Below are 21597 nucleotides of genomic sequence, written 5' to 3'. Positions count from 1 at the left end.
CTTCAGCCGCGCGAGTGCCGCAACCTTGCTCCGAACCAGCGTGCTCTTCGGCTGAGCAGACTGGGAATTCCGGGCTCGGAGCCTTCGCCGAGTCTCTCGGATCGTAAGCGCCGCATACGCTGCCCGGGGATCAGTCCCCTCCGCTCGCTGCGGCCACCTGCCTGGTCACGGTAGTCGTGTGTCCAGCCCATACAGCGAACTGTGCCCCGTACCGTGGCGCGTAACCTTCTGACGGTCCATCAAACGCCTATGCACGCGGCACGTGTTGCCCGTGTTGACGGCGTGTGCGAGCGATGCGTTCAGCGGTCGGGCTCGGGGTCGTTGAGCCAGCCGATGAGTTCCGCCGAGAAGCCCGCGGGGTCCTCCTCGTGCGGCCAGTGGCCGATGCCGTCGAACAGGCGCCAGCGGTACGGCGCTTCGACGTACTGCCCCGATCCGGCCGAGCTGCGCGTGCGCAGCACGGGATCCAGCGCGCCGTGCATCTGCATCGTCGGCACCCGTACGGGCCGCTTCATGCGGCGGTTGAACTGGAAGCCGTCCGGCCGCGCCATCGACCGCACCAGCCAGCGGTAGGGCTCGACCGAGCAGTGCGCGGTCGACGGCACGCACATCGCCTGCTCGTACCGTGCGACCGCCTCGTTCGCGTCCGGCTGCTCCAGGAGCCGCGGGCCGGCCCAGTCACGCACCAGCTTGCCGACCAACTCGCCGCCATTGGCGGTGAGTTGGCGCTCGGGGACGAACGGCCGCTGGAAGCCCCACACGTAGGAGCCGGCCGCGGTCTGACGCATGTCCTTGAGCATGGCCGCCCGCCAGCGTCTCGGGTGCGGCATCGAGGAGACGGCGAGACGCCGTATGAGCTTGGGCCGCATCACGGCGGCGGTCCAGGCGAGATAGCCGCCCAAGTCGTGCCCCACGAGCGCCGCGTCGGCCTCGCCGAGCGAGCGGATGACACCGGTGACGTCGAGGGCGAGGTTGGCCGGGTCGTAGCCGCGGGGCGTCCGGTCGCTGCCGCCCACACCGCGCAGATCCATCGCGACTGCGCGGAAGCCGGCGTCGGCCAGCGCTGTCAGCTGGTGCCGCCAGGTCCACCAGTACTGCGGGAATCCGTGCAGCAGCAGTACGAGAGGTCCGTCACCCATCTCAGCGATGTGGAAGCGGGCTCCGTTCGCGGCCACATCCCGGTGCGTCCAGGGGCCTTCGGGACGGATCAGGTTCGCTGGACCTGCTGGATGGGTCATGCCGACGAGCCTGTCACACTTCGGGCCGCGTCCATGCCGCGCTCGCCCCCGGGGGCGCGGAGCGGGAGGCCGTCCGCCGAGCGGGCGTCCCCTCCGGCTGCGGCCTCACGCCGCCGAGGTGCTCTTCCGCTGCTTCTCCGGCCGCCTGCCGTTCTGTTCAGGAGCGGTCTGCCCTGCCGCGACGGCCCGCGTGCGCGGATGCGGCTTGGCGCGTGAGAGCACCGAGGCCGTCTCCTTCGCGGAGGCGATCGACTTCTCCGGGGGCTTGATCCGCTTGAACTTCCGCAGCGCCAGCAGCAGAAGGATGAGCGCGACGACGATGTACGCGCCCCCCACGATCAGGAACGACCAGGCCAGTCCGAGGCCCAGGTTGTGGATCCCGTAGGCCGCGGCGAAGCTCAGCACGGGCAGCGAGAAGAGCAGCAGCACCCCGGCGACCGTGGCCGCGCCGCCGCCCACGATGCCCCGCTTCACGTCCTGCCGGATCTCGGCCTTGGCCAGCGCGATCTCGTCGTGCACCAGTCCGGACAGCTCGGCGGTGGCCGAGGCGACCAACTGGCCGAGACTGCGGCCGTCGTCGGCAGAACTCATCGGTGTCTCCCTCTCCTTCTCTGCGTCGGTCCCGGACGGAGGCCCGGTCATGGGCCTTCGACCGTCCCCGCCCCGTCCGTCCGATCATGCCGGACCATCGTGCGGCACGTGTGCCCAGGAGGCCACTACGACAAGCTCCGTCAGCCGTCCCGGTGTTGACGAAGCGTACGGCCGGCGGCGATCCGGGGGCGCGAACAGGGGAGAACAGGGGGAGGGGCACCCGGCGTTGCCGGATGCCCCTCCTCAAGGACCTGACGTCTCCCGTACGTCCTTGATACCGCCGTACGCCGGTCAGTCCTCGCTCGCCGCGCTCGGCAGCTTGTCCTGGATGAGCTCCATGACGGAGGAGTCGGTCAGCGTGCTGACGTCTCCGAGCGCACGGTTCTCCGCGACGTCCCGCAGCAGCCGCCGCATGATCTTGCCGGAGCGGGTCTTGGGCAGCTCCGCGACCGGAAGGATCTTCTTCGGCTTGGCGATCGGGCCGAGTTGCTTGGCCACGTGCGCGCGCAGCTCCTCCACCAGGCCCTCGTCCTCGGCGGCCGAGCCGCGCAAGATGACGAACGCGCAGATCGCCTGGGTCGTCTGCGGGTCCGTCGCACCGACGACCGCCGCCTCGGCGACCTTCGGGTGCGAGACGAGGGACGACTCGACCTCGGTCGTCGAGATGTTGTGGCCCGAGACGAGCATGACGTCGTCGACACGGCCGAGCAGCCAGATGTCTCCGTCGTCGTCCTTCTTCGCGCCGTCGCCGGCGAAGTACATGTTCTGGAAGCGTGACCAGTAGGTGTCGAGGAAGCGCTGGTCGTCGCCCCAGATGGTGCGCAGCATCGACGGCCAGGGCTCCGTGAGCACCATGTATCCGCCGCCGCCGTCGGGCACTTCGTTGGCCTCGTCGTCCACGACCGTCGCGGCGATTCCCGGCAGCGGCCTCTGCGCCGAGCCCGGCTTGGTCTCGGTGACGCCGGGCAGCGGGCTGACCATGACGCCGCCGGTCTCCGTCTGCCACCAGGTGTCGACGATGGGCGTGCGGTCACCGCCGATGTGGTGGCGGTACCAGATCCACGCCTCCGGGTTGATCGGCTCGCCGACGGAGCCGAGGATCCGCAGCGACGACAGGTCGAACTTGGCCGGGATGTCGTCGCCCCACTTCATGCAGGCGCGGATCGCGGTCGGGGCGGTGTAGAGCAGGGAGACGCCGTACTTCTGCACGATCTCCCACCAGCGGCCCTTGTGCGGGGTGTCCGGGGTGCCCTCGTAGAGCACCTCGGTGGCGCCGTTCGCGAGGGGCCCGTACACGATGTAGGAGTGGCCGGTGACCCAGCCGACGTCCGCCGTGCACCAGTACACGTCCCGGTCGGGCTTGAGGTCGAAGACGGCGTGGTGGGTGTAGGCGACCTGCGTCAGGTAGCCGCCGGTGGTGTGCAGGATGCCCTTCGGCTTACCGGTGGTTCCGGAGGTGTAGAGGATGAAGAGCGGGTGCTCGGCGTCGAAGTTCTCCGGCGTGTGCTGGTCGCTCTGGCGGTCGACGACGTCGTGCCACCACACGTCGCGCCCGTCGTTCCACTCGATGTCGTCCTGCCCGGTGCGCCTGACCACCAGCACGTTGCGGACCTTCTCGGTACCGGGCCGGGTGAGCGCCTCGTCGACGGCGGGCTTGAGCGCGCTGGCTCCGCCCTTGCGGTAGCCGCCGTCGGCGGTGATGACGACGCGGGCGTCGGCGTCCTCGATGCGGGTGGCGAGCGCGTCGGCGGAGAAGCCGCCGAAGACCACCGAGTGCGGGGCGCCGATGCGGGCGCACGCCAGCATCGCCACGACGGTCTCCGGGATCATCGGCAGATAGACGGCGACGCGGTCGCCGGCCTGCACGCCCAGTTCCGTCAGCGCGTTCGCGGCCTTGGAGACCTCACGCTGGAGGTCGGCGTAGGTGATGCTGCGGGAGTCGCCGGGCTCGCCCTCGAAGTGCAGGGCGACCCGGTCGCCGTTGCCCGCTTCGACGTGCCGGTCCACGCAGTTGTACGCGACGTTGAGCTTGCCGTCCTTGAACCACTTGGCGAACGGCGGGTTTGACCAGTCGAGGGTCTCGGTCGGCTCCGTACCCCAGCTCAGGCGGCGTGCCTGCTCGGCCCAGAAGCCCAGCCGATCCGCCCTCGCCTGCTCATACGCCGCTACGGTGACGTTGGCCTGAGCGGCCAGATCGGCGGGCGGCGGGAACCTCCGCTCTTCCTTGAGCAGATTGGCCAGGCTTTCGTTGCTCACGACATCTCCCTTTCCCAGGGTGTCTGTTGTGTCCCGGCCCAAGGCCCGGATCTTGCTTGGACCTTGGACTCCGGGCCTAGCTCATCAGCCGTCGCGCCCTTGTGACAAGAGCTTGCGGCGAAATTGGTTTAGACCTGTCATGGACGCGCTCGCCCGTCACTGAGACCCGTCCTGACGCGTGTGGTGCCGCGCGTGAAGACCGGGTGCCGCTGCTTCGGTGAGTGCCACTCACTATGCGCCCGACGAGTGAAGAAATCACCCCAAGGCCCCACCCGAGTTGCCCGCTCTGTCCGAGATGCGAGCTTTGAGTCACGTACCGGAGTTGATCCGTTACGGAGCGACATCGACATGGGTGAGGTGATCCGATGACAGCCACTCGACGGTGGCTCGTGGGTATATCGGCGGGAATGGCGCTCACTGCAGTGATGAGCGGCTGTGCCGGTGACACCACACGCAGCCCGGAGGGCCAAGGCCGCTCGGCCCCCGAGGAGAAGCCCGAGCAGCAGGCCCGCGTCATCGGGGACGGTTCGACCTCCATAACCGGCCGGCAGCCGAACCAGCCGGTCCCCAGGAAGCTCCGCAAGGGCAAGAAGCCGCCGCAGTTCGTGGTCTTCTCCTGGGACGGAGCGGGCGAGGACGGCAAGAAGCTCTTCTCCCGTTTCCGCAAGGCGGGCAAGCGCTACGGCGCATCGCAGTCGTTCTTCCTCAGCGGCATATACGCCCTCCCCGAGGCCAAGTCCCGCCGCTACTCGCCCCCCGGCCACTCTGTCGGAGCCTCCGACATCGGCTACCTCAAGGACGAGAACATACGGGCCACCCTTCGCGAGGTACGCAAGGCATGGCTCCAGGGGAACGAGATAGGCACCCACTTCAACGGCCACTTCTGCGGCCCCGCGGGTGTCGGCAGCTGGTCCGAGGACCAGTGGAAGAGCGAGATACGCCAGGCCAAGTGGTTCGTGAAGAACTGGAAGACGACCACCGGCTTCAAGGGCGAGGATCCTCTTCCCTTCGACTACGACAGGGAACTCATAGGCGGACGCACCCCCTGCCTCCAGGGCCAGGAGAACCTCCTCCGGGCGGCCCGGCAGATGGGGTTCCGCTACGACTCCAGCGGCAACGGCACCCAGGTCTGGCCCGGCAAGAAGGGCGGCCTCTGGGACGTACCGCTTCAGGAAGTCCCCATGCCCGGGCGCAAGTTCCAGACCCTCTCCATGGACTACAACTTCCTGGCGAACCAGTCGGGAACCGTCCGGGGCCCGTCCGAGAAGCACGCGGCCTACGGCCGTCAGATGCGTGACGGCCTGATGAAGGGCTTCGAGCGCGCCTACAAGGGCAACCGCGCACCGATGGTCATCGGCAACCACTTCGAGAACTGGAACGGCGGCGTCTACATGGACGCTGTCGAGGACGTCATGAAGTCGGTCTGCCAGAAGCGCGAGGTGCGGTGCGTCTCGTTCAGGCAGCTCGTCAACTGGCTCGACAAGCAGGACCCCAAGGTGCTGGCCAAGCTCCGCGAACTGGGCGTCGGCGAGCGGCCCAAGGCCGGCTGGGACTCGTACCTCAAGAAGCACAAGCGGACCACGAAGCTGCTCTCCGACTGACGGGAGTAGGCCCCGCGCGGCGGGCACGGCCGTGGACGGTGGTTCCTCAACCTCCGTCCGCGGCCTGCCCGTTCGGGAGCAGTCCCTCAGACGGGCTGGGCCACCGGCTGCTCGCCCAGCACGAAGTCGGGGTCCACCTGGGCGGCCAGGTCGGCCCCCGTCTTCTCGTTGCCCCAGCTCTCGGCGTTGCGCAGATGGAAGTGGATCATCTGCCGTGTGTAGCGCTGCCGGTCGCGCTTGTCGTACGCACCGTCCGCGGCTTCCTGGAGTTCCCCCAGCGCCCGGCGGTTGGACGGCTCCAGGTCGGCCAGCGAACGCGGCCGGCCCTTCTCCATGGCGCGCACCCAGTCGGAGTGCCCGAAGGAGACCAGCAGGTCGTCGCCGGCCTCCTCGCGCAGGAAGTCCAGGTCGTCCTGGCCGTGCACCTTGTTGCCCACGACGCGCAGCTGGATGCCGAAGTCCCGCGCGTACTCCTTGTACTGGCGGTAGACGGAGACTCCCTTCCGGGTGGGCTCGGCGACGAGGAAGGTCATGTCGAAGCGCGTGAACATGCCGGACGCGAAGGAGTCGCTGCCCGCGGTCATGTCGACGACCGTGAACTCATCGCGCCCGTCGACGAGATGGTTGAGGAAGAGCTCGACCGCCCCGGTCTTGGAGTGGTAGCAGGCGACACCCAGATCGGCCTCGGTGAACGGCCCCGTGGCCAGCAGCCGCACCGTGCCGCCCTCGAGGGCGAGGGTGCGTGCGCACGCGTCGTAGACGGGATTGTCCTCGGTGATCCGCAGGAGGCGGGAGCCGCGGCCCGGCGGCGTCGTCTTGATCATCGTCTCGGACGAGGCGATACGCGGATTCGAGCCGCGCAGCCACTCCTTGATGAGCGGGAGCTGCGCGCCCATCGAGGGGAGCGCGGCCGCTTCGGCCTCGTCCATCCCCAGCGCGGCGCCGAGGTGCTGGTTGATGTCCGCATCGACAGCGACCACCGGGACGTGCGCGGCGGCCAGCTGACGGATGAACAGTGAGGACAGTGTCGTCTTGCCACTGCCGCCCTTGCCGACGAAAGCGATTTTCATGTACGAGAGCGTAGGGGGACCGGCCCGCGGACCACGGGGGCGGGGTGAGAAGGACCACTCGTTCGTGCGACGCGAGTTGCGGCGCGGCCTGCGCGTAGGGTCATACGCATGAGTAGCTCCGCTGATCCCCTGGCTCCGCTGGGGGCGTTGCCCGGCGTCGCGGACGCCGTCGACTCCGTACGGAAGTCCGTGGACAGGATCTATGGGCACCGCGTGATGCGCCGCCGCAGCAGCGAGGTGAGCGCGGAGGCGGCGCTGCGCGGGGCCCGGGCCTCTGCCGCGCTCGAGGGTGCCGACTGGCCCCTGGAGGAACTGCGCCGGCGCACCGACTTCGGCGGCGAGGGCGAACCCCGCACGGTCGGGGCGGCGCTCCGCACGACCGCCGAGGCGGGGCAACTGCTCGACGTGTGGGGGCAGTCGCCCCTGAGGGTGCTGGCGCGGCTGCATCTCGTCGCGGCGGGAGGCACCGGGGACGACGGGGCGGTCGGCCGGCCGCGCCTCGCGGGTGAGCCGGTGAGCGGACCCGCGCTCGGGAAGGAGCCGCCGGACGCGGACGAGGTGGCGGCCCGACTGGACGCGCTCGCGCGGATCGTCGTGGACGGCAGCGAGGCGCCGGCGCTTGTGCTCGCCGCGGTCGTGCACGGGGAACTGGCCACACTGCGGCCGTTCGTCTCCTTCAACGGGCCGGTGGCGCGCGCGGCCGAGCGCATCGTCCTGGTCGGGAGCGGGCTGGACCCCAAGTCGATCTGCCCGGCCGAGGTCGGCCAGGCCGAGCTGGGCCGTGAGACCTACGAGCGCGCGCTGGCCGGCTACGCCTCCGGGACGCCCGAGGGCATGGCCGACTGGATCGGGCACTGCGGAAAGGCCCTCGAACTCGGCGTGCGCGAGACGACCGCGGTGTGCGAGGCGCTGCAGCGCGGGGCCGCGTAGCGCGCGCTTCCGGCGCGGCAGACCGGCCCATCGCGGCGGGCGACGGCAGCGCAGACGTAGGGAAGCAGGTCAGAGGGCTCACGTACCGGGTCGGCAAAGCCTTGGGCGCCACAGAAACAGAGTTGCGGCGGCACCGTCCTGGACGGTGCCGCCGCTGGCACGGATACCGGGTTACCAGTGCGTGCTCTCATCCTTCCCGTCAGGCCGGGTGCTTCGCCCGTTTCCTGGCGGGTCCGCCCGATACGTGGGCTCAGCGTCGCGTGGGTGCCCAATATTCGTGCAAGGCGGTCCGTGGGGCCTTGTGCGTACCGGCGAACTCTCTGTCGCCGCTGGTCTCGCGGGCCGTCAATTCCTTTGTACTGCGCGCTGCGATGATGTGGAACCCCTGGCTTCCGAACTTTACCTTTGCCCCTAAAGCTGCTCGAACCGGGCGCTCCTGCGCTGGCTCGTGTACCAGACCAGTCCGGCCGTGGCGACTGCCGCTCCCACCGCCGCCGCGGCGATGGCCAGCGCCGGGCGCGACGGCATGGAGAGGGTCGGGACGCGCTCCTTGAGACGGACCGGACGCGAGAAGGTCAGGACCGGCCAGTCACGCCCGGCGGCCTCCTTGCGCAGTGCGCGGTCGGGATTGACCGCGTAGGGATTGCCGACGGCTTCCAGCATGGGGATGTCGGTGATCGAGTCGCTGTACGCGTAGCACCGGCTCAGGTCGTACCCCTCGGACTCCGCGAGCGACGCGATCGCCTCCGCCTTGGCAGGGCCGTAGGCGTAGTACTCGATCTCGCCCGAGTAGCAGCCGTCCTCGACGACCATCCGGGTCGCCACCACGCGGTCCGCGCCGATCAACTCCCCGATCGGCTCGACGACTTCGGCGCCCGAGGTCGAGACGATGACGACGTCCCGCCCCGCGAGGTGATGCTCCTCGATGAGGGAGGCGGCCTCGTCGTAGATGATCGGGTCGATGAGGTCGTGGATCGTCTCGGCGACGATCTCCTTCACCTGCTCGACGTTCCAGCCACGGCACAGCGCGGAGAGATACTCCCGCATCCGCTCCATCTGGTCGTGGTCGGCGCCTCCGAGGAGATATACGAACTGGGCATATGCGGTGCGGAGTACGGCACGGCGATTGATCAGGCCACCTTGGTAGAAGGATCTGCCGAAGGCGAGCGTGCTCGACTTCGCAATGACCGTCTTGTCCAGATCGAAGAACGCGGCTGTGCGGCGCATCGCTAGGTTTTCCACGAAGCCGAGCATAGGCGCCAACCATTCGGCGTAAGGTGGGGCGCGTGGGTTTGCCTGAGAAGGCCCTCGGGTACACCATGGAAGTCACGGATCGTTCGCGACCGTGCTAACCCGGCCCGACTCCTCCCCCCCGAGTCGGCCCTGGGGACGACCCCCGCTCTCCCCCCCGGCGGGGGTCGTCGCATGTCCAAGGCCCTTTTCGCCTTTCATTGATCGTTCTCCCGCCACTTGGCGATCTTCACGAGCCCGCTCGCCGGACCCTCGGTTTCGTAACTCAGTGTAACCATCGAGCTCCTCAGTGGGAGTCGCCAGGATGGGTGACGGAGTTATTCACAACTCCCGGCATGTCCACAGTTTTGGACCATGATCACCAAGCTTTTCGCGTTCACCGCACAGTGATTCCGGACAGGGCCCGCAGGTGTTTGCGGGAGTGAGCCAGTGAACTGCGAAGGGGGTCCGGAAGGTGGCCGAAACCATTCTGATTGTCACTGAGGACGAAGAACTCCTTGACGATCTCCTGAGGCTGTGTGCAGCTGCCGGGGCAGAAGCGGAAGTTGTGCACGGAGCTCCGCATGACCGGATGGGATGGGCGGAGTGGGGCGGCGCGAAGGCTTGGGAGAAGGCCCCTCTGGTCCTCGTCGGCGACGACTGCGCGGGCGCTCGGGGGCTCGGCGCAGCCGCCGGAGGAGAGCCTTCCGGAATCCTGCGCAGGCCAGGAGTGCTCCTCGTCGGCAAGGACATGGACGACCCGGGCGTGTGGGAACGCGGCGCCCGCATCGGAGCCGAGGGCGTGGTCATGCTGCCCGACGCCGAGAGCTGGCTGACGGGCCGTATCGCGGACGCGTCCGAGTGCGTGGGCAGGCCCGCGCTGACGGTCGGGGTCCTCGGCGGACGCGGCGGCGCAGGTGCGTCGACGCTCGCCTGCGCCCTGGCCGTCACGGCCGCGCGGGAGGGGCAGCGCACGATGCTCGTCGACGGCGACGCCCTCGGCGGCGGTCTCGACGTACTGCTCGGCGGGGAACGGACGGAGGGACTTCGATGGCCGGCGTTCGCGGAGTCCCGGGGGCGGGTCGGCGGCGGCGCGCTCGAGGAATCGCTGCCGAGGCTGCACGACTTGAGCGTGCTCAGCTGGGACCGGGGGGACTCCGTGCTGATCCCCGCGGACGCGATGAAGTCCGTGCTCTCCGCCGCGAGGCGGCGCGGTGGCGTGGTCGTCGTCGACCTGCCCCGCCGTGTGGACGAGACGGTGGCGGAGGCCCTGGCGCAGACGGATCTCGGACTGCTGCTGGTCCCGGCGGAGTTGCGTGCCGTGGCAGCCGCCCACCGTGTCGCCTCGCGTACGCAGATGGTGCTGCGTGACCTGAGGGCGGTCGTGCGCACGCCCGGCGGCCCCGGTGGCCCGCGCGGCTACGGTCCGGGGCTCGACGACAGCGAGGTCGCCAGGCTTCTGCGCCTCCCGCTCGCGGGCGAACTGCCCTGGGAACCGGGGCTGTTGGAGGCCGCGGAGCGGGGCGTGCCGCCCGGGGCGCGTACGAGCGGGGTGCTCGCCCGCTTCTGCCGGGAGTTCTGGGCGCAGGCGTTGAGCGGCGGCGTGAGCGGTGGGGGTGTCTCCGTATGAGCGCGAGGCGGGGGCAGGTGGGGACGAGCGTGCAGGGTGCTCGCGAACCATCCGGGACGGCCGTACGTTCCGCGGCGGCCGACGCGGCCACGTCCCGGGCAGGGGAGCCTGCGCTGCTCGACGTGGTGCGGCGACGGCTCGCCGAGACGGGGGCGGAACCCACGCCGGCACGGGTGGCCGCGGCACTGCGCGCGCACGGACGGCTGCTGGGGGACAGCGCGGTGCTGGGCGTCGTGGAGGCCCTGCGCTCGGAGATGGTGGGCACGGGCCCGCTGGAGCCGCTGCTGGCTGAGCCGGACGTCACGGATGTGCTGGTCACCAGCCCCGACGAGGTATGGGTCGACCGGGGCAGGGGTCTGGAACGCACCGATGTGCGCTTTCCCGACGCGGCATCAGTGCGGCGGCTGGCCCAGAGGCTCGCCACGTCCGCCGGGCGCCGCCTGGACGACGCGAGGCCGTGGGTGGACGCCCGCCTTCCGGACGGCACGCGGCTGCATGCGGTGCTTCCGCCTGTTGCGGTCGGATCGACGTGCCTCTCGCTGCGGGTCGTACGCCACAAGGCCTTCAGCCTGGGGGAGTTGGTGTCGGCGGGGACAGTGCCGCCGGGCGGAGAGAGGGTCCTGCGGGCCGTGCTGGAGGCGAGGCTCTCGTTCCTGATCAGCGGCGGCACGGGCTCGGGCAAGACCACGCTGCTCAGTTCACTGCTGGGGCTCGTGGGTCCCGATGAGCGAATCGTGCTCGCCGAGGACTCGGCGGAGCTCCGCCCCGACCATCCCCACGTCGTGCGCCTGGAGGCACGGCCGCCGAACCAGGAGGGCGCGGGCCGGGTCGCGCTGGACGATCTGGTGCGCCAGGCGCTGCGCATGCGGCCGGACAGGCTGGTCGTCGGTGAGGTGCGTGGAGCCGAAGTGACCGATCTGCTGGCCGCGTTGAACACGGGGCACGAGGGCGGCTGCGGGACCGTGCACGCGAATGCCGCGGGCGACGTCCCTGCCCGTCTGGAGGCTCTCGGTACGACGGCGGGCCTGGACAGGATCGCTCTGCACAGTCAGCTCGCCGCTGCCCTCGACGTACTGGTGCACCTGGACCGCGACTCGTCGGGCAACCGGCGCATCGCGGAGATCCATGTGCTGTCACGGGACAGGGAGGGCCTGGTCTCGACGGTCCCGGCACTGGTGTGGGACGCGAGCGGATTCCTGGAAGAGCGCGGCGCCGGCCGCTTGTGGGAGATGTGCGAGCGAGGTGGCAGACGCCTCGCGAGCCCGGGAGCCGGGCGATGGCAAGAGCCTCGACTCCCCTCCCACGCCTTCCCCGTGGGTTCCGGTATCGCACACGAGGAGGGACTGAGGTGACGGGCGCCGTGGTGCACGGAGCGACGGTTGTCGAGACCGCGCCGGTCTATGCCGCGATGGTGTGCGCGGGGGCGGCCGCCTGGCTGATGGCCGGCCGGGACGATGGCATACGGCGGGCGAGGCTGATGCTCGCCGGGGCGGGCCGGGCAGCGGAGCCTCGCCCCGGACGCCCGCTGCGGCTCGGTGAATTCGCCGCGTTCTTACGCGGCCGGCTCGGGACTCCGTCCGGCAAGGCGTGGTGGTGCGTGCTCGGCGGCGCGGTGCTCGGGCTGCTGGGCGAGTCCTGGCTTCCACTCGTGGCAGGGACCGTCGCCGTGCCCGTCGTACGGAGACTGCTGCGCAAGCGTGAGCGAGGCAGGGCCGGCGAGCGAAGGGCCGCCGCCGTGATGGAGCTCTGCGCGGCGGTCTCGGGCGAACTGCGGGCGGGCAGGCAGCCCGACCGGGCCCTGCTGTCGGCGGGAGGCATCGCGCTGCGGGAGCTGGGGGACGGCGGCGCGGCGGTGCTGGCGGCAGCGCGCTTCGGCGGCGACGTTCCTGGTTCGCTGCGAGAAGCGGCACGAAGTCCCGGTGCGGAAGGGCTCCGAGGCGTCGCGGCGTGCTGGCAGGTCGCTGTCGAAGGCGGCGCGGGCCTGGCCACGGGCCTCGACAAGGTCGCCGAGGCGCTGCGTGCCGAACGCGACCAACGCGAGGAGTTGCAGGCGCTGCTGGCAGGGCCCCGTTCCACGGCCGTCGTGCTCGCGCTGCTTCCGGTCTTCGGTCTGCTGCTGGGCACAGCCATGGGTGCTGACCCCGCTCGGGTCCTGCTGCACAGCACGGCAGGGCTGATCTGTCTCGTCGTCGGCGGGCTTCTGGAGTGGGCGGGCATCGCCTGGGTCGCCGGGCTTGTACGGACGGCGGAACGGCCAGGCGAAACGCGCGGAGAGAAGCCGTCATGAACGAGACCTACTTCGGCGTCCCCACGGAGACGCTCACGTCGTTGATGGTGCTGCTGGGAAGCGGAGCGTGCCTGACCGCTTCTATGCGGGAGCTGTGGCGTGCCCGCACCGTGCGGCACCGGACGCGAGAGCTGCTCGCGGCACCCGGCCTCGAACCACGCGGCAGGTTGCGGCGCTTCCTTGGCGAGAGAGCCCGGACCGCAGTGACAGCCCGCCGCCGTGGACTGCGGGAGGCCGGAGCCGCGCTGGGTGTCGCGGCCTTCGCGGTGGTCGTCATCGGCGGAGTCGCCGGATGGGTCCTCGCGGGAGCGGGCGCGTACGGCGTGAGGTTTTGGATGCGCCGTCAGGAGGCCATCGGGGCCGCGGCGGATGAGACGGCCGAAGCGAGCGCCGCAGCCGAACAGCTTCCGTTGGCAGCGGAGTTGATGGCGGCCTGCCTGGCAGCCGGTTCGGGACCTGCGCAGGCCGCCGACGCGGTCGGCCGCTCGCTGGGGGGACCGCTGGGCATACGCCTGATCCGCACGGCCACCGAGCTGCGGCTCGGAGCCGAACCGGCGGCGGCGTGGGCGCACTTCGCGTCCTTGCCCGGCAGCGAGGGCTTCGTCCGCAGCATGGAACGGGCCGGTACGGCGGGAGCCCCGGCCGTGGCCGAAGTGACGCGGCTGACCGGGGAACTCCGTGCCCGTCGGGCGCGCCAGGCCTCGGCCCGTGCCCGTAGAGCTGCGGTTCTCGTGACCGGGCCACTGGGCCTGTGCTTCCTGCCGGCCTTCCTCGCGGTCGGTGTCGCCCCGGTCGTGATGGGCCTCGCGGGGTCGCTGCTGTGAGCGATCCGTGCGTCGGCGGAAGCAGAGGCGCGACGGATCGAGCAGCGGGGCGGACCGGCAGCGCCACAGCGAGGACAACAGAACAAGAAAGCAACGACCGCAGGGGGAACCATGTCCAGGAAGTTCCGTGAGGCCGCAGGTACCGCACGCACCGGATCCGTACGGCTCGCAGCCGCCATCCGCCGCCGAATGCGCGACAGAGGTGGCCAGTTGAGGTCGGACGCGGGGATGAGCACAGCGGAGTACGCGGTGGGCACGATCGCCGCGTGCGGCTTCGCCGCGGTGCTCTACAAGGTCGTGACGAGCGGTGCCGTCAGCTCCGAGCTGCAGCAGCTGGTCGAGCGGGCCCTTCATGCCCGCTTCTGACGACGGCTATGTGACGGCCGAGACCGCGGTGGTCATTCCCGCACTCGTGCTCCTCTTCGGAATGCTCCTGTGGGGCGTCATGACCGCGGCGGCGCACATCCAGTGCGTCGACGGTGCCAGGGCGGGTGCGCGGGCAGCCGCACGCGGTGAGACGGGGGCAGCGGTGCGATCGGCGGCGTTGTCGGCCGCACCCCACGGGGCTGTGGTGAGGACAGCACGGGAGGGGCCGTTGGTGCGTGTCCGCGTACACGCGCGGACAGCTGGCCCGGGGCCACTCGCCCTCCGCCTCGATGCGGAGGCGGTGGCCATGTCCGAGGAGGGAACGGGGGTGGGCAGCCTTGATGGACAGTGACCGGGGATCCGCCACCGTGTGGGCGGCCCTGAGCGGGGTGGTGCTATGCGCCGCGGTCTCGGTGGTGCTGGGCCTCGGGCAGGCAGTCTCGGCCCGGCACCGGGCGGGCGGCGTCGCCGACCTTTCGGCCCTGGCTGCGGCAGATCGCGCCCTCGAAGGACGGGCCAGGGCCTGCGCTGCTGCCGCCGAGGTCGCCCGCGCCCAGGACGCCCAGCTCGTACGGTGCGCGGTCAACGGCGAAGTCGCGGATGTCTCCGCGCGGGTGCGGTTCGGGCCCTACGCCCCGACGGTGCGGTCCCGCGCCGGGCCGTCCGAGGCCGTGCTCGACGGGCTCGCCATGGCCGGTGACGTCGGCACCCCGGTCGCCGCCGTACGCGCGCCGCGACCGCCGGACTCATGCGGCGGAGGTCAGCAGTTCCGTCAGGAGCCGTACGGCGCCCCGCTTGTGCAGGGGGTCGTTGCCGTTGCCGCACTTGGGCGACTGGATGCAGGAGGGGCATCCCGCCTCGCACTCGCAGGCGGCGATGGCGTCCCGCGTGGCGGTGAGCCACTCGCGTGCCGTGCGGAAGGCCCGCTCGGCGAAGCCGGCGCCGCCGGGCTGCCCGTCGTAGACGAAGACGGTGGGCAGCAGGGTGTCCGGGTGCAGCGCGATGGAGACCCCGCCGATGTCCCAGCGGTCGCACGTCGCGAAGAGAGGCAGCAGACCGATGGCTGCGTGCTCGGCGGCGTGCAGTGCGCCCGGGAGCACCGACGGATTGATCCTGGCCCTGTCCAACTGGTCCTCGGTGAGCGTCCACCAGACGGCCCGGGTGCGAAGAGTGCGCGGGGGAAGGTCGAGTTTGGTCTCTCCCATGACCTCGCCCGTGATGATGCGGCGGCGCAGATAGGAGACGACCTGATTGGTCACCTCCACCGTCCCGTAGCACAACCGGGCCTCGCCCCAGGGGACTTCCTCGTCCGTCTCCAGCACGGCGACGGAGGTGGTGTCCCTGGCCATCGTCGTCCAGGGAGGCGAAGCCTCCTCCACGAGGGCCGCGGAGTCCTCGAGATCCAGCTGCCGGACAACATAGGTGCGCCCCTGATGCAGGTGCACGGCTCCCTCGTGGACGGTGGCGTGGGCCGCGCCCGCGTCCACGGTGCCCAGAAGCCTTCCGGTGCCGTCCTCGACCACCTGCACGGGCGTGCCCCCCGAGCCGCGGATGTCGGCGAGGTCGCAGGCGCGCTCCTTGAGCGTCCAGTACCAGGAGCCTCCACGCCGGCGGAGGAGCTTGCGCTCCTCGAGCTGGCTCACGAGTTCGGAGAAGCCGGGCCCGAAGAGTTCGGCGTCGGCCTCGGTGAGGGGGATCTCCGAGGCTGCCGCGCAGAGATGGGGAGCCAGGACGTAGGGGTTGTCCGGGTCGAGGACGGTCGATTCGACGGGTGTCCGGAAGAGCGAATCGGGGTGGTGCACGAGATAGGTGTCGAGCGGGTCGTCGCGGGCGACCAGGACAGCGAGGGCTCCCTCTCCCGTCCGGCCCGCTCGGCCGGCCTGCTGCCACACGGATGCCCGGGTCCCGGGATAGCCGGTGATCAAGACTGCGTCCAGACCGGACACGTCGACGCCCAGTTCCAGGGCGTTCGTGGCGGCGAGGCCGAGGAGTTCGCCCTTGTGCAGGCTGCGTTCGAGGGCGCGGCGTTCCTCGGGGAGATATCCGCCCCGGTACGCCGCGACCCGGTCGCTCAGCGAGCGGTCCACGGAGGCGAGGCGGTCCTGAGCGATGAGCGAGATGAGTTCCGCTCCCCGCCGCGAGCGGACGAAGGCCACAGTGCGCACGCCCTGAACGGCAAGATCCGTGAGGAGTTCCGCGGACTCGGCCGTCGCGGTGCGTCGCACCGGGGCGCCGCGCTCGCCTTCCATCTCGGTGAGAGGCGGCTCCCACAGGGCGAAGACCAACTCGCCCCGCGGGGAGGTGTCTTCGGTCACTTCCGTCACGGGCACCCCGGTCAGGCGGGTCGCCGCTTCGCCCGGGTCGGCGGCCGTCGCGGAAGCGAGGAGGAACACGGGATCGGATCCGTAGCGGGCACAGACCCGGCGCAGCCGACGCAGAACCTGGGCGATGTGGGAGCCGAACACCCCGCGGTAGGTGTGGCATTCGTCGATGACGACATAGCGCAGCGAGCGCAGGAAGGAGGCCCAACGGGCGTGGACCGGGAGTATGCCCCGGTGCAGCATGTCCGGGTTGGTGAGCACGTAGTTGGCGAAGACCCGCACCCACTCGCGCTCTTCGACGGGTGTGTCCCCGTCGAAGACGGCGGCGCGTACGGCCGTGCCGAGCGGCGCGGCCAGTTCGGTGACGGCGCGGCGCTGGTCGGCGGCGAGTGCCTTGGTCGGGGCCAGATACAGCGCGGTACTTCCGCGGCTGCCCGTCCCGCCCCGCCGCTGCCCGGTCCTGCCCCGGGCCCGCGCTTCGCCCTCCAGCCCGGCTCCGCAGTCGGGCGCCGCCCCGTCCCGCGAGCCGCCCCCGGCCCCCGCACCCTCGCCCACGTCATCCGTATGTCCGGCGGAGCCGCCCGCGCCGCTTTCCGCGCCGTCGAGGAGAGAGCTGAGCACAGGCATGAGATACGAGAGCGACTTGCCCGAGGCGGTGCCTGTGGCAATGATCACTGACTCCCCGCGCAGAGCGTGCCGGGCGGCCCGCGCCTGGTGTTCCCAGAGCCGCTCGATGCCCGACTCCCTTACGGCGGCGGCCACTTCGGGCCGGATCTGCTCGGGCCAGGCGGCATGGCGGCCTGTTCGCGGGGGCAAGTGCTCCGTATGGGTGATACGCGCAGCCCGGCCGTCCCCGGCGGTGAGTCGGGCGAGCACCGTGCGGGGATCGCTTTCCGGGACGTTGCGGGAGGGCACAGCAGGTGAGCGTACGCTCGTGCCGGCCGGCTGGGGTCGGCCGGCCGTGGACTCCGGCGGTGTCACCTGCACGACGCACAAAGACAGCAAGGCGTCGTGCGTGCAGGCCGGTAAGTGATTGAATGCTTCTGCGGCTGCCGATCCGCCTGCTGTCCCGGCCTTTCCTCGGCCGGGATGTCTCAGTTGGTGGACGACTCGATAGCAAGGTGCTGGAGGATCCGTGGACCTGTCCCTGTCGACCCGGACCGTAGGCGATCGGACGATCGTCGAGGTCGGTGGCGAGATTGATGTATACACCGCGCCCAAGCTGCGCGAGCAGCTGGTCGAGCTTGTGAACGACGGGAGCTACCACCTCGTCGTGGACATGGAAGGCGTCGACTTCCTGGACTCCACCGGGCTGGGTGTGCTCGTCGGCGGGCTCAAGCGGGTGCGTGCTCACGAAGGCTCGCTGCGCCTGGTGTGCAACCAGGAGCGCATTCTCAAGATCTTCCGTATCACCGGTCTGACCAAGGTGTTCCCGATCCACGGATCCGTGGACGAGGCCGTCGCGGCGACCGACTGACGTCCGCAGGACGCGGACCGGATACCGGAACGACGTTGGAGGTGCCGGGCTCTTGGAGCCCGGTGCCCGGGAATGTGTTCAAGGAAAGTTCGAGGGGGATGGCATGGCCATCGTGGAACTCCGATTCAGCGCGCTGCCGGAGCATGTACGTACGGCGAGGCTGGTGGCTGCCGCGGTCGCGCGGCGTGCGGGGGTCGACGAGGCTGTGCTCGACGAGGTCCGGCTCGCGGTCGGCGAGGCATGTTCGCGCGCGGTCGGGCTGCATGTGCTCCACGGTGTCGAAAGCCCTGTGCGCGTGGCGCTCATCGAGGACGAGAAGAAGTTCTCCATCGAGGTCGGTGACGGGACCTCGACAGCAGGCGCCGCACACGGCAAAGCCGGCTCCGACGCCTCCACCCCGGCGTCCGCGGGCCCGGCCGACGACGAGGAGGCCGAGGGCGAGATGGGCCTCGCGGTGATCAGCGGTCTCGTCGACGACGTCGAGGTGACCGCGGACGGGAACGGCGGGTTGATCCGCATGAGTTGGCCGGTGGCGCCGGAGCCGGTGCTCCCCTGACACGCCGCAGCCAACGGTCTCCGCACCCCCGCTCACGGCACGGATCGAAGAGCGACCCCGCCGCCCCTGACGGATGGGCCACTCGAAGGCCGGCTGAGGGACCACCGCCCCGGCCACCAACCCGCCACCGACCGGCGGCCTGAGCGGGTGGCCGAAATCCCAGGAACCCCCGGCACAGCGTCCGAATCGCGGCGGCGGAACGACTCCCCAGCAGCAGTCAGGGAGGGGGAGTTCGGGATCTTCCCACCACCCGGCTCACAAACCCCCAGCCAACGCGGTGACCAGGCATTTCGCTGCTCGACCGAGGCTCACTGCCGAAGCGGTAGCAAGATGTTGCGGGATCTTCATCAAGCACTCTCAGATCACCGCACAGGCCACATGCGTCACATCTGACCCAGCGCTGAGCGGTATCCGCCGGGGTCGCCGACCCGGGGTGAAGAGGGAATCCCTGAACTGTTTTGATGTGAAAAATGGGGCCTGCGGGGCTCTCGCAGCGATCATTTTTTACAGTGTCAACGTTTTTGTAAAGCTACCTCGTGCGAGCGAATTCGCCACACGAACTCCATTTGATCTCCGCTGTTGGTCGCGGTTCGCCGAAACGGTGCACTGTTTTGTTCCTGAGCTGATCCCTACAATCCGTCCACATCTTTGCAAGCAGGAGCCGGCCACCGAACCGCGCGCCCCTGCGCCAAGCGTCAAGGAGGACGAATGGCGGGGCACCTCAGCCCATCCCAGAACCACCAGCACCTCGCTGATGCCATGTTGACCACTGGCAATCGCGGTCTCGTCATCGTGATCGCCCTGGTCGCCCTGGCAGCTCTCGGCGTCGCCGTCGTGCTGGTCCGTCAAGTACTCGCCGCGAGCGAGGGCACCGACAGCATGAAGAAGATCGCTGCTGCTGTGCAGGAAGGCGCGAATGCCTATCTTGCCCGCCAGTTGCGCACCCTCGGCATTTTCGCCGTCGTCGTCTTCTTCCTGTTGTTCCTGTTGCCTGCCGATGACATGAGCCAGCGTGTAGGACGCTCGCTGTTCTTCCTGGTGGGTGCGGCATTCTCCGCGGCCACCGGCTATATCGGCATGTGGCTTGCAGTGCGCAGCAACGTACGAGTGGCCGCGGCCGCCCGTGAGGCGACCCCCGGTGAGGGCGAGCCCCCCGCGGATCTCACCAAGGTCTCGCACAAGGCCATGAAGATCGCCTTCCGCACGGGCGGCGTCGTCGGCATGTTCACGGTCGGCCTCGGTCTGCTGGGTGCGGCCTGCGTCGTGCTCGTCTACGCCGCGGACGCCCCCAAGGTGCTGGAGGGCTTCGGCCTCGGCGCCGCGCTCATCGCGATGTTCATGCGTGTCGGCGGCGGCATCTTCACCAAGGCCGCGGACGTCGGTGCCGACCTCGTCGGCAAGGTCGAGCAGGGCATCCCCGAGGACGACCCGCGTAACGCCGCGACCATCGCGGACAACGTCGGCGACAACGTCGGTGACTGCGCCGGCATGGCGGCCGACCTCTTCGAGTCGTACGCCGTGACGCTGGTCGCCGCGCTCATCCTGGGCACGGCGGTCTTCGGCAACGACGGTCTCGCGTTCCCGCTGATGGTTCCGGCCATCGGCGTGATCACCGCCATGATCGGCGTCTTCGCCGTGGCACCGCGCACCAAGGACCGCAGCGGCATGACCGCCATCAACCGCGGGTTCTTCATCTCCGCGGTGATCTCCCTGGTTCTCGTCGCCATCGCGGCGTTCACGTATCTCCCCTCCAGCTACGCCGACCTCAAGGGCGTCGGGGGCAGCGATGCGCAGGAGATCCTCGGCCACAGCGGCGACCCGCGGGTCCTCGCGATCGTCGCCGTCGCCATCGGCATCGTGCTCGCCGCGGTGATCCAGCAGCTGACCGGCTACTTCACCGAGACCAACCGCAAGCCCGTGCGGGACATCGGCCGCACGTCGCTGACCGGCCCGGCCACCGTCATCCTGTCGGGCATGTCCATCGGTCTCGAGTCGGCCGTCTACACGGCTCTGCTGATCGGTCTGAGCGTCTACGGCGCCTTCCTCCTCGGAGGCGGCACCGTGATGCTGGCGCTCTTCGCCGTGGCCCTCGCGGGCACCGGTCTGCTGACCACGGTCGGCGTCATCGTCGCCATGGACACCTTCGGCCCGGTCTCCGACAACGCGCAGGGCATCGCCGAGATGTCCGGCGACGTCGAGGGTGCGGGCGCCCAGGTGCTCACCGACCTCGACGCGGTGGGCAACACCACCAAGGCGATCACCAAGGGCATTGCCATCGCCACGGCCGTACTGGCCGCGGCGGCGCTCTTCGGTTCGTACCGCACGGAGCTCGTCAGCGCGCTGAGCGAGGCCGGCGAGAGCAGCAACAAGATGCTGCAGCTCCTGGACATCGCGCAGCCCAGCACGCTCGTCGGGCTGATGCTCGGCGCCGCGGTCGTCTTCCTCTTCTCGGGGCTGGCGATCAACGCGGTGTCGCGTTCCGCGGGTGCGGTGGTCTACGAGGTCCGGCGGCAGTTCCGTGAGAAGCCCGGGATCATGGACTACACCGAGAAGCCGGAGTACGGACGCGTCGTCGACATCTGCACGAAGGACGCCCTGCGGGAGCTGACGACGCCCGGTCTGCTGGCCGTGCTGTCGCCGATCCTGGTGGGCTTCACCTTCGGTGCCGGTGCTCTGGCGGCGTTCCTCGCCGGTGCGATCGGTGCGGGCACGCTGATGGCCGTCTTCCTGGCCAACTCCGGTGGTGCCTGGGACAACGCCAAGAAGCTCGTCGAGGACGGGCACCACGGCGGCAAGGGCAGCGAGGCCCACGAGGCCACCATCATCGGCGACACGGTCGGCGACCCGTTCAAGGACACCGCGGGCCCGGCGATCAACCCGTTGCTGAAGGTCATGAACCTCGTGGCGCTGCTCATCGCGCCCGCCGTGATCCAGTTCTCCCACGGGGACGACGCAAGCGTCGGCGTGCGCGCCGTCGTCGCGCTGCTCTCCGCGGGAGTCATCGTCGGTGCCGTCTACATCTCCAAGCGCCGCGGTATCGCCATGAGCGACACGGACGCGGGAAACGGCAGCGGTGACGCCGGCAACGAGACGGAGAGCACGGCGAAGCCGGGTGACCCGGTCACGGCCGGCTGAGGTCTGACAGGTCACTTTCGTTCAACAGACGGGCGGGCAGGGCGCGTTGTCGCTCTGCCCGCCCCACTGTTGTCTGTGGGGCACT

General features: G+C 70.1%; 17 protein-coding genes and 1 pseudogene. 12 read left to right on the top strand and 6 right to left on the bottom strand.

Going from position 1 to position 21597, the window contains the following annotated elements; genetic code table 11:
• Positions 1-299 precede the first annotated feature (299 nt).
• The 3 genes from G4Z16_RS14045 to acs all read right to left on the bottom strand — a co-directional run bounded on the left by G4Z16_RS14045 (position 300) and on the right by acs (position 4085).
• A complete protein-coding gene (locus tag G4Z16_RS14045; protein WP_197351107.1) occupies positions 300-1238 on the bottom strand; it encodes an alpha/beta fold hydrolase in 939 nt (312 codons plus the stop codon).
• Between the two features lie 105 nt (positions 1239-1343).
• Positions 1344-1829: a phage holin family protein gene (locus tag G4Z16_RS14040; protein ID WP_197351106.1), complete on the bottom strand. Its 486-nt coding sequence runs from the start codon at positions 1827-1829 to the stop codon at positions 1344-1346.
• A 291-nt stretch (positions 1830-2120) separates the two neighbouring features.
• Positions 2121-4085 (bottom strand): acetate--CoA ligase, encoded by a 1965-nt coding sequence (gene acs / locus G4Z16_RS14035; protein ID WP_197351105.1) that lies wholly within the window; start codon positions 4083-4085, stop codon positions 2121-2123.
• Positions 4086-4492: 407 nt separating this feature from the next.
• Between acs and G4Z16_RS14030 the strand changes: the two genes are divergently transcribed.
• Positions 4493-5686, top strand: a complete 1194-nt coding sequence (locus G4Z16_RS14030) for a polysaccharide deacetylase family protein (protein WP_197351104.1) — start codon at positions 4493-4495, stop codon at positions 5684-5686.
• 86 nt (positions 5687-5772) lie between these two features.
• On the opposite strand, the gene G4Z16_RS14025 is transcribed toward G4Z16_RS14030, so the two are convergent.
• Positions 5773-6756: an ATP-binding protein gene (locus G4Z16_RS14025; protein ID WP_197351103.1), complete on the bottom strand. Its 984-nt coding sequence runs from the start codon at positions 6754-6756 to the stop codon at positions 5773-5775.
• 108 nt (positions 6757-6864) lie between these two features.
• On the opposite strand from G4Z16_RS14025, the gene G4Z16_RS14020 reads away from it, so the two are divergent.
• Complete coding sequence (locus G4Z16_RS14020) at positions 6865-7686, top strand: Fic family protein (RefSeq protein WP_197351102.1); 822 nt, start codon at positions 6865-6867, stop codon at positions 7684-7686.
• 411 nt (positions 7687-8097) lie between these two features.
• Here G4Z16_RS14020 and G4Z16_RS14015 read toward each other — a convergent pair whose 3' ends face one another.
• Positions 8098-8940, bottom strand: coding sequence for an HAD family hydrolase (locus G4Z16_RS14015; protein ID WP_197354552.1), 843 nt, complete (start codon positions 8938-8940; stop codon positions 8098-8100).
• 451 nt (positions 8941-9391) lie between these two features.
• On the opposite strand from G4Z16_RS14015, the gene ssd reads away from it, so the two are divergent.
• From ssd to G4Z16_RS13980, 7 genes and pseudogenes are all read left to right on the top strand, one after another.
• Positions 9392-10546 (top strand): septum site-determining protein Ssd, encoded by a 1155-nt coding sequence (gene ssd, locus G4Z16_RS14010; RefSeq protein ID WP_197351101.1) that lies wholly within the window; start codon positions 9392-9394, stop codon positions 10544-10546.
• The gene (locus G4Z16_RS14005; RefSeq protein ID WP_197351100.1) at positions 10543-11898 is read left to right on the top strand and encodes a TadA family conjugal transfer-associated ATPase; all 1356 of its coding nucleotides are present in this window, start codon (positions 10543-10545) and stop codon (positions 11896-11898) included. The genes ssd and G4Z16_RS14005 overlap by 4 nt, the downstream gene beginning before the upstream one ends.
• Before the next feature lie 56 nt (positions 11899-11954).
• Positions 11955-12833 (top strand): type II secretion system F family protein, encoded by an 879-nt coding sequence (locus tag G4Z16_RS14000; RefSeq protein WP_197354550.1) that lies wholly within the window; start codon positions 11955-11957, stop codon positions 12831-12833.
• On the top strand, positions 12830-13657 hold the full coding sequence (locus G4Z16_RS32505) for a type II secretion system F family protein (RefSeq protein ID WP_246530841.1): 828 nt from the start codon (positions 12830-12832) through the stop codon (positions 13655-13657). Before G4Z16_RS14000 ends, G4Z16_RS32505 begins: the two co-directional genes overlap by 4 nt.
• 189 nt (positions 13658-13846) lie before the next feature.
• A complete protein-coding gene (locus tag G4Z16_RS13990; RefSeq protein ID WP_246531292.1) occupies positions 13847-14023 on the top strand; it encodes a DUF4244 domain-containing protein in 177 nt (58 codons plus the stop codon).
• Entirely contained in the window at positions 14010-14375 is a 366-nt protein-coding gene (locus tag G4Z16_RS13985; RefSeq protein WP_197351098.1) for a TadE family type IV pilus minor pilin, read from the top strand. Before G4Z16_RS13990 ends, G4Z16_RS13985 begins: the two co-directional genes overlap by 14 nt.
• Positions 14314-14673 (top strand): annotated as a pseudogene (locus tag G4Z16_RS13980) (Rv3654c family TadE-like protein); the annotation flags it as partial. The gene G4Z16_RS13985 and the pseudogene G4Z16_RS13980, both read left to right, overlap by 62 nt.
• A gap of 96 nt (positions 14674-14769) precedes the next feature.
• Here G4Z16_RS13980 and G4Z16_RS13975 read toward each other — a convergent pair.
• On the bottom strand, positions 14770-17259 hold the full coding sequence (locus G4Z16_RS13975; RefSeq protein ID WP_246530840.1) for a DEAD/DEAH box helicase: 2490 nt from the start codon (positions 17257-17259) through the stop codon (positions 14770-14772).
• A gap of 220 nt (positions 17260-17479) precedes the next feature.
• Between G4Z16_RS13975 and bldG the strand changes: the two genes are divergently transcribed.
• The 3 genes from bldG (at position 17480) to G4Z16_RS13960 (ending at position 21512) form a co-directional block, all read left to right on the top strand.
• Positions 17480-17821 carry an anti-sigma factor antagonist BldG gene (bldG, locus tag G4Z16_RS13970; protein ID WP_019547857.1) on the top strand — a complete coding sequence of 114 codons (342 nt, stop codon included), beginning with the start codon at positions 17480-17482 and terminating at the stop codon, positions 17819-17821.
• A gap of 103 nt (positions 17822-17924) precedes the next feature.
• A complete protein-coding gene (locus G4Z16_RS13965; protein WP_197351097.1) occupies positions 17925-18377 on the top strand; it encodes an ATP-binding protein in 453 nt (150 codons plus the stop codon).
• A gap of 759 nt (positions 18378-19136) precedes the next feature.
• Positions 19137-21512, top strand: a complete 2376-nt coding sequence (locus G4Z16_RS13960) for a sodium-translocating pyrophosphatase (protein WP_425508078.1) — start codon at positions 19137-19139, stop codon at positions 21510-21512.
• Positions 21513-21597 lie beyond the last annotated feature (85 nt).

Origin of the sequence: Streptomyces bathyalis, from assembly GCF_015910445.1 — a bacterium.
GTDB lineage: Bacteria > Actinomycetota > Actinomycetes > Streptomycetales > Streptomycetaceae > Streptomyces > Streptomyces bathyalis.
This window is presented reverse-complemented; position numbering and strand designations above follow the sequence as displayed.

Excerpts from the sequence above, each read along its gene's own strand:
- G4Z16_RS14045 (WP_197351107.1), bottom strand. The coding sequence starts at position 1,238 with ATGACCCATCCAGCAGGTCCAGCGAACCTGATCCGTCCCGAAGGCCCC.
- G4Z16_RS14040 (WP_197351106.1), bottom strand. The coding sequence starts at position 1,829 with ATGAGTTCTGCCGACGACGGCCGCAGTCTCGGCCAGTTGGTCGCCTCG.
- G4Z16_RS14030 (WP_197351104.1), top strand. The coding sequence starts at position 4,493 with ATGGCGCTCACTGCAGTGATGAGCGGCTGTGCCGGTGACACCACACGC.
- G4Z16_RS14025 (WP_197351103.1), bottom strand. The coding sequence starts at position 6,756 with ATGAAAATCGCTTTCGTCGGCAAGGGCGGCAGTGGCAAGACGACACTG.
- G4Z16_RS14020 (WP_197351102.1), top strand. The coding sequence starts at position 6,865 with ATGAGTAGCTCCGCTGATCCCCTGGCTCCGCTGGGGGCGTTGCCCGGC.
- G4Z16_RS14015 (WP_197354552.1), bottom strand. The coding sequence starts at position 8,940 with ATGCTCGGCTTCGTGGAAAACCTAGCGATGCGCCGCACAGCCGCGTTC.
- G4Z16_RS14005 (WP_197351100.1), top strand. The coding sequence starts at position 10,543 with ATGAGCGCGAGGCGGGGGCAGGTGGGGACGAGCGTGCAGGGTGCTCGC.
- G4Z16_RS14000 (WP_197354550.1), top strand. The coding sequence starts at position 11,955 with ATGGTGTGCGCGGGGGCGGCCGCCTGGCTGATGGCCGGCCGGGACGAT.
- G4Z16_RS32505 (WP_246530841.1), top strand. The coding sequence starts at position 12,830 with ATGAACGAGACCTACTTCGGCGTCCCCACGGAGACGCTCACGTCGTTG.
- G4Z16_RS13990 (WP_246531292.1), top strand. The coding sequence starts at position 13,847 with ATGCGCGACAGAGGTGGCCAGTTGAGGTCGGACGCGGGGATGAGCACA.
- G4Z16_RS13985 (WP_197351098.1), top strand. The coding sequence starts at position 14,010 with ATGCCCGCTTCTGACGACGGCTATGTGACGGCCGAGACCGCGGTGGTC.
- G4Z16_RS13965 (WP_197351097.1), top strand. The coding sequence starts at position 17,925 with ATGGCCATCGTGGAACTCCGATTCAGCGCGCTGCCGGAGCATGTACGT.
- G4Z16_RS13960 (WP_425508078.1), top strand. The coding sequence starts at position 19,137 with ATGTTGACCACTGGCAATCGCGGTCTCGTCATCGTGATCGCCCTGGTC.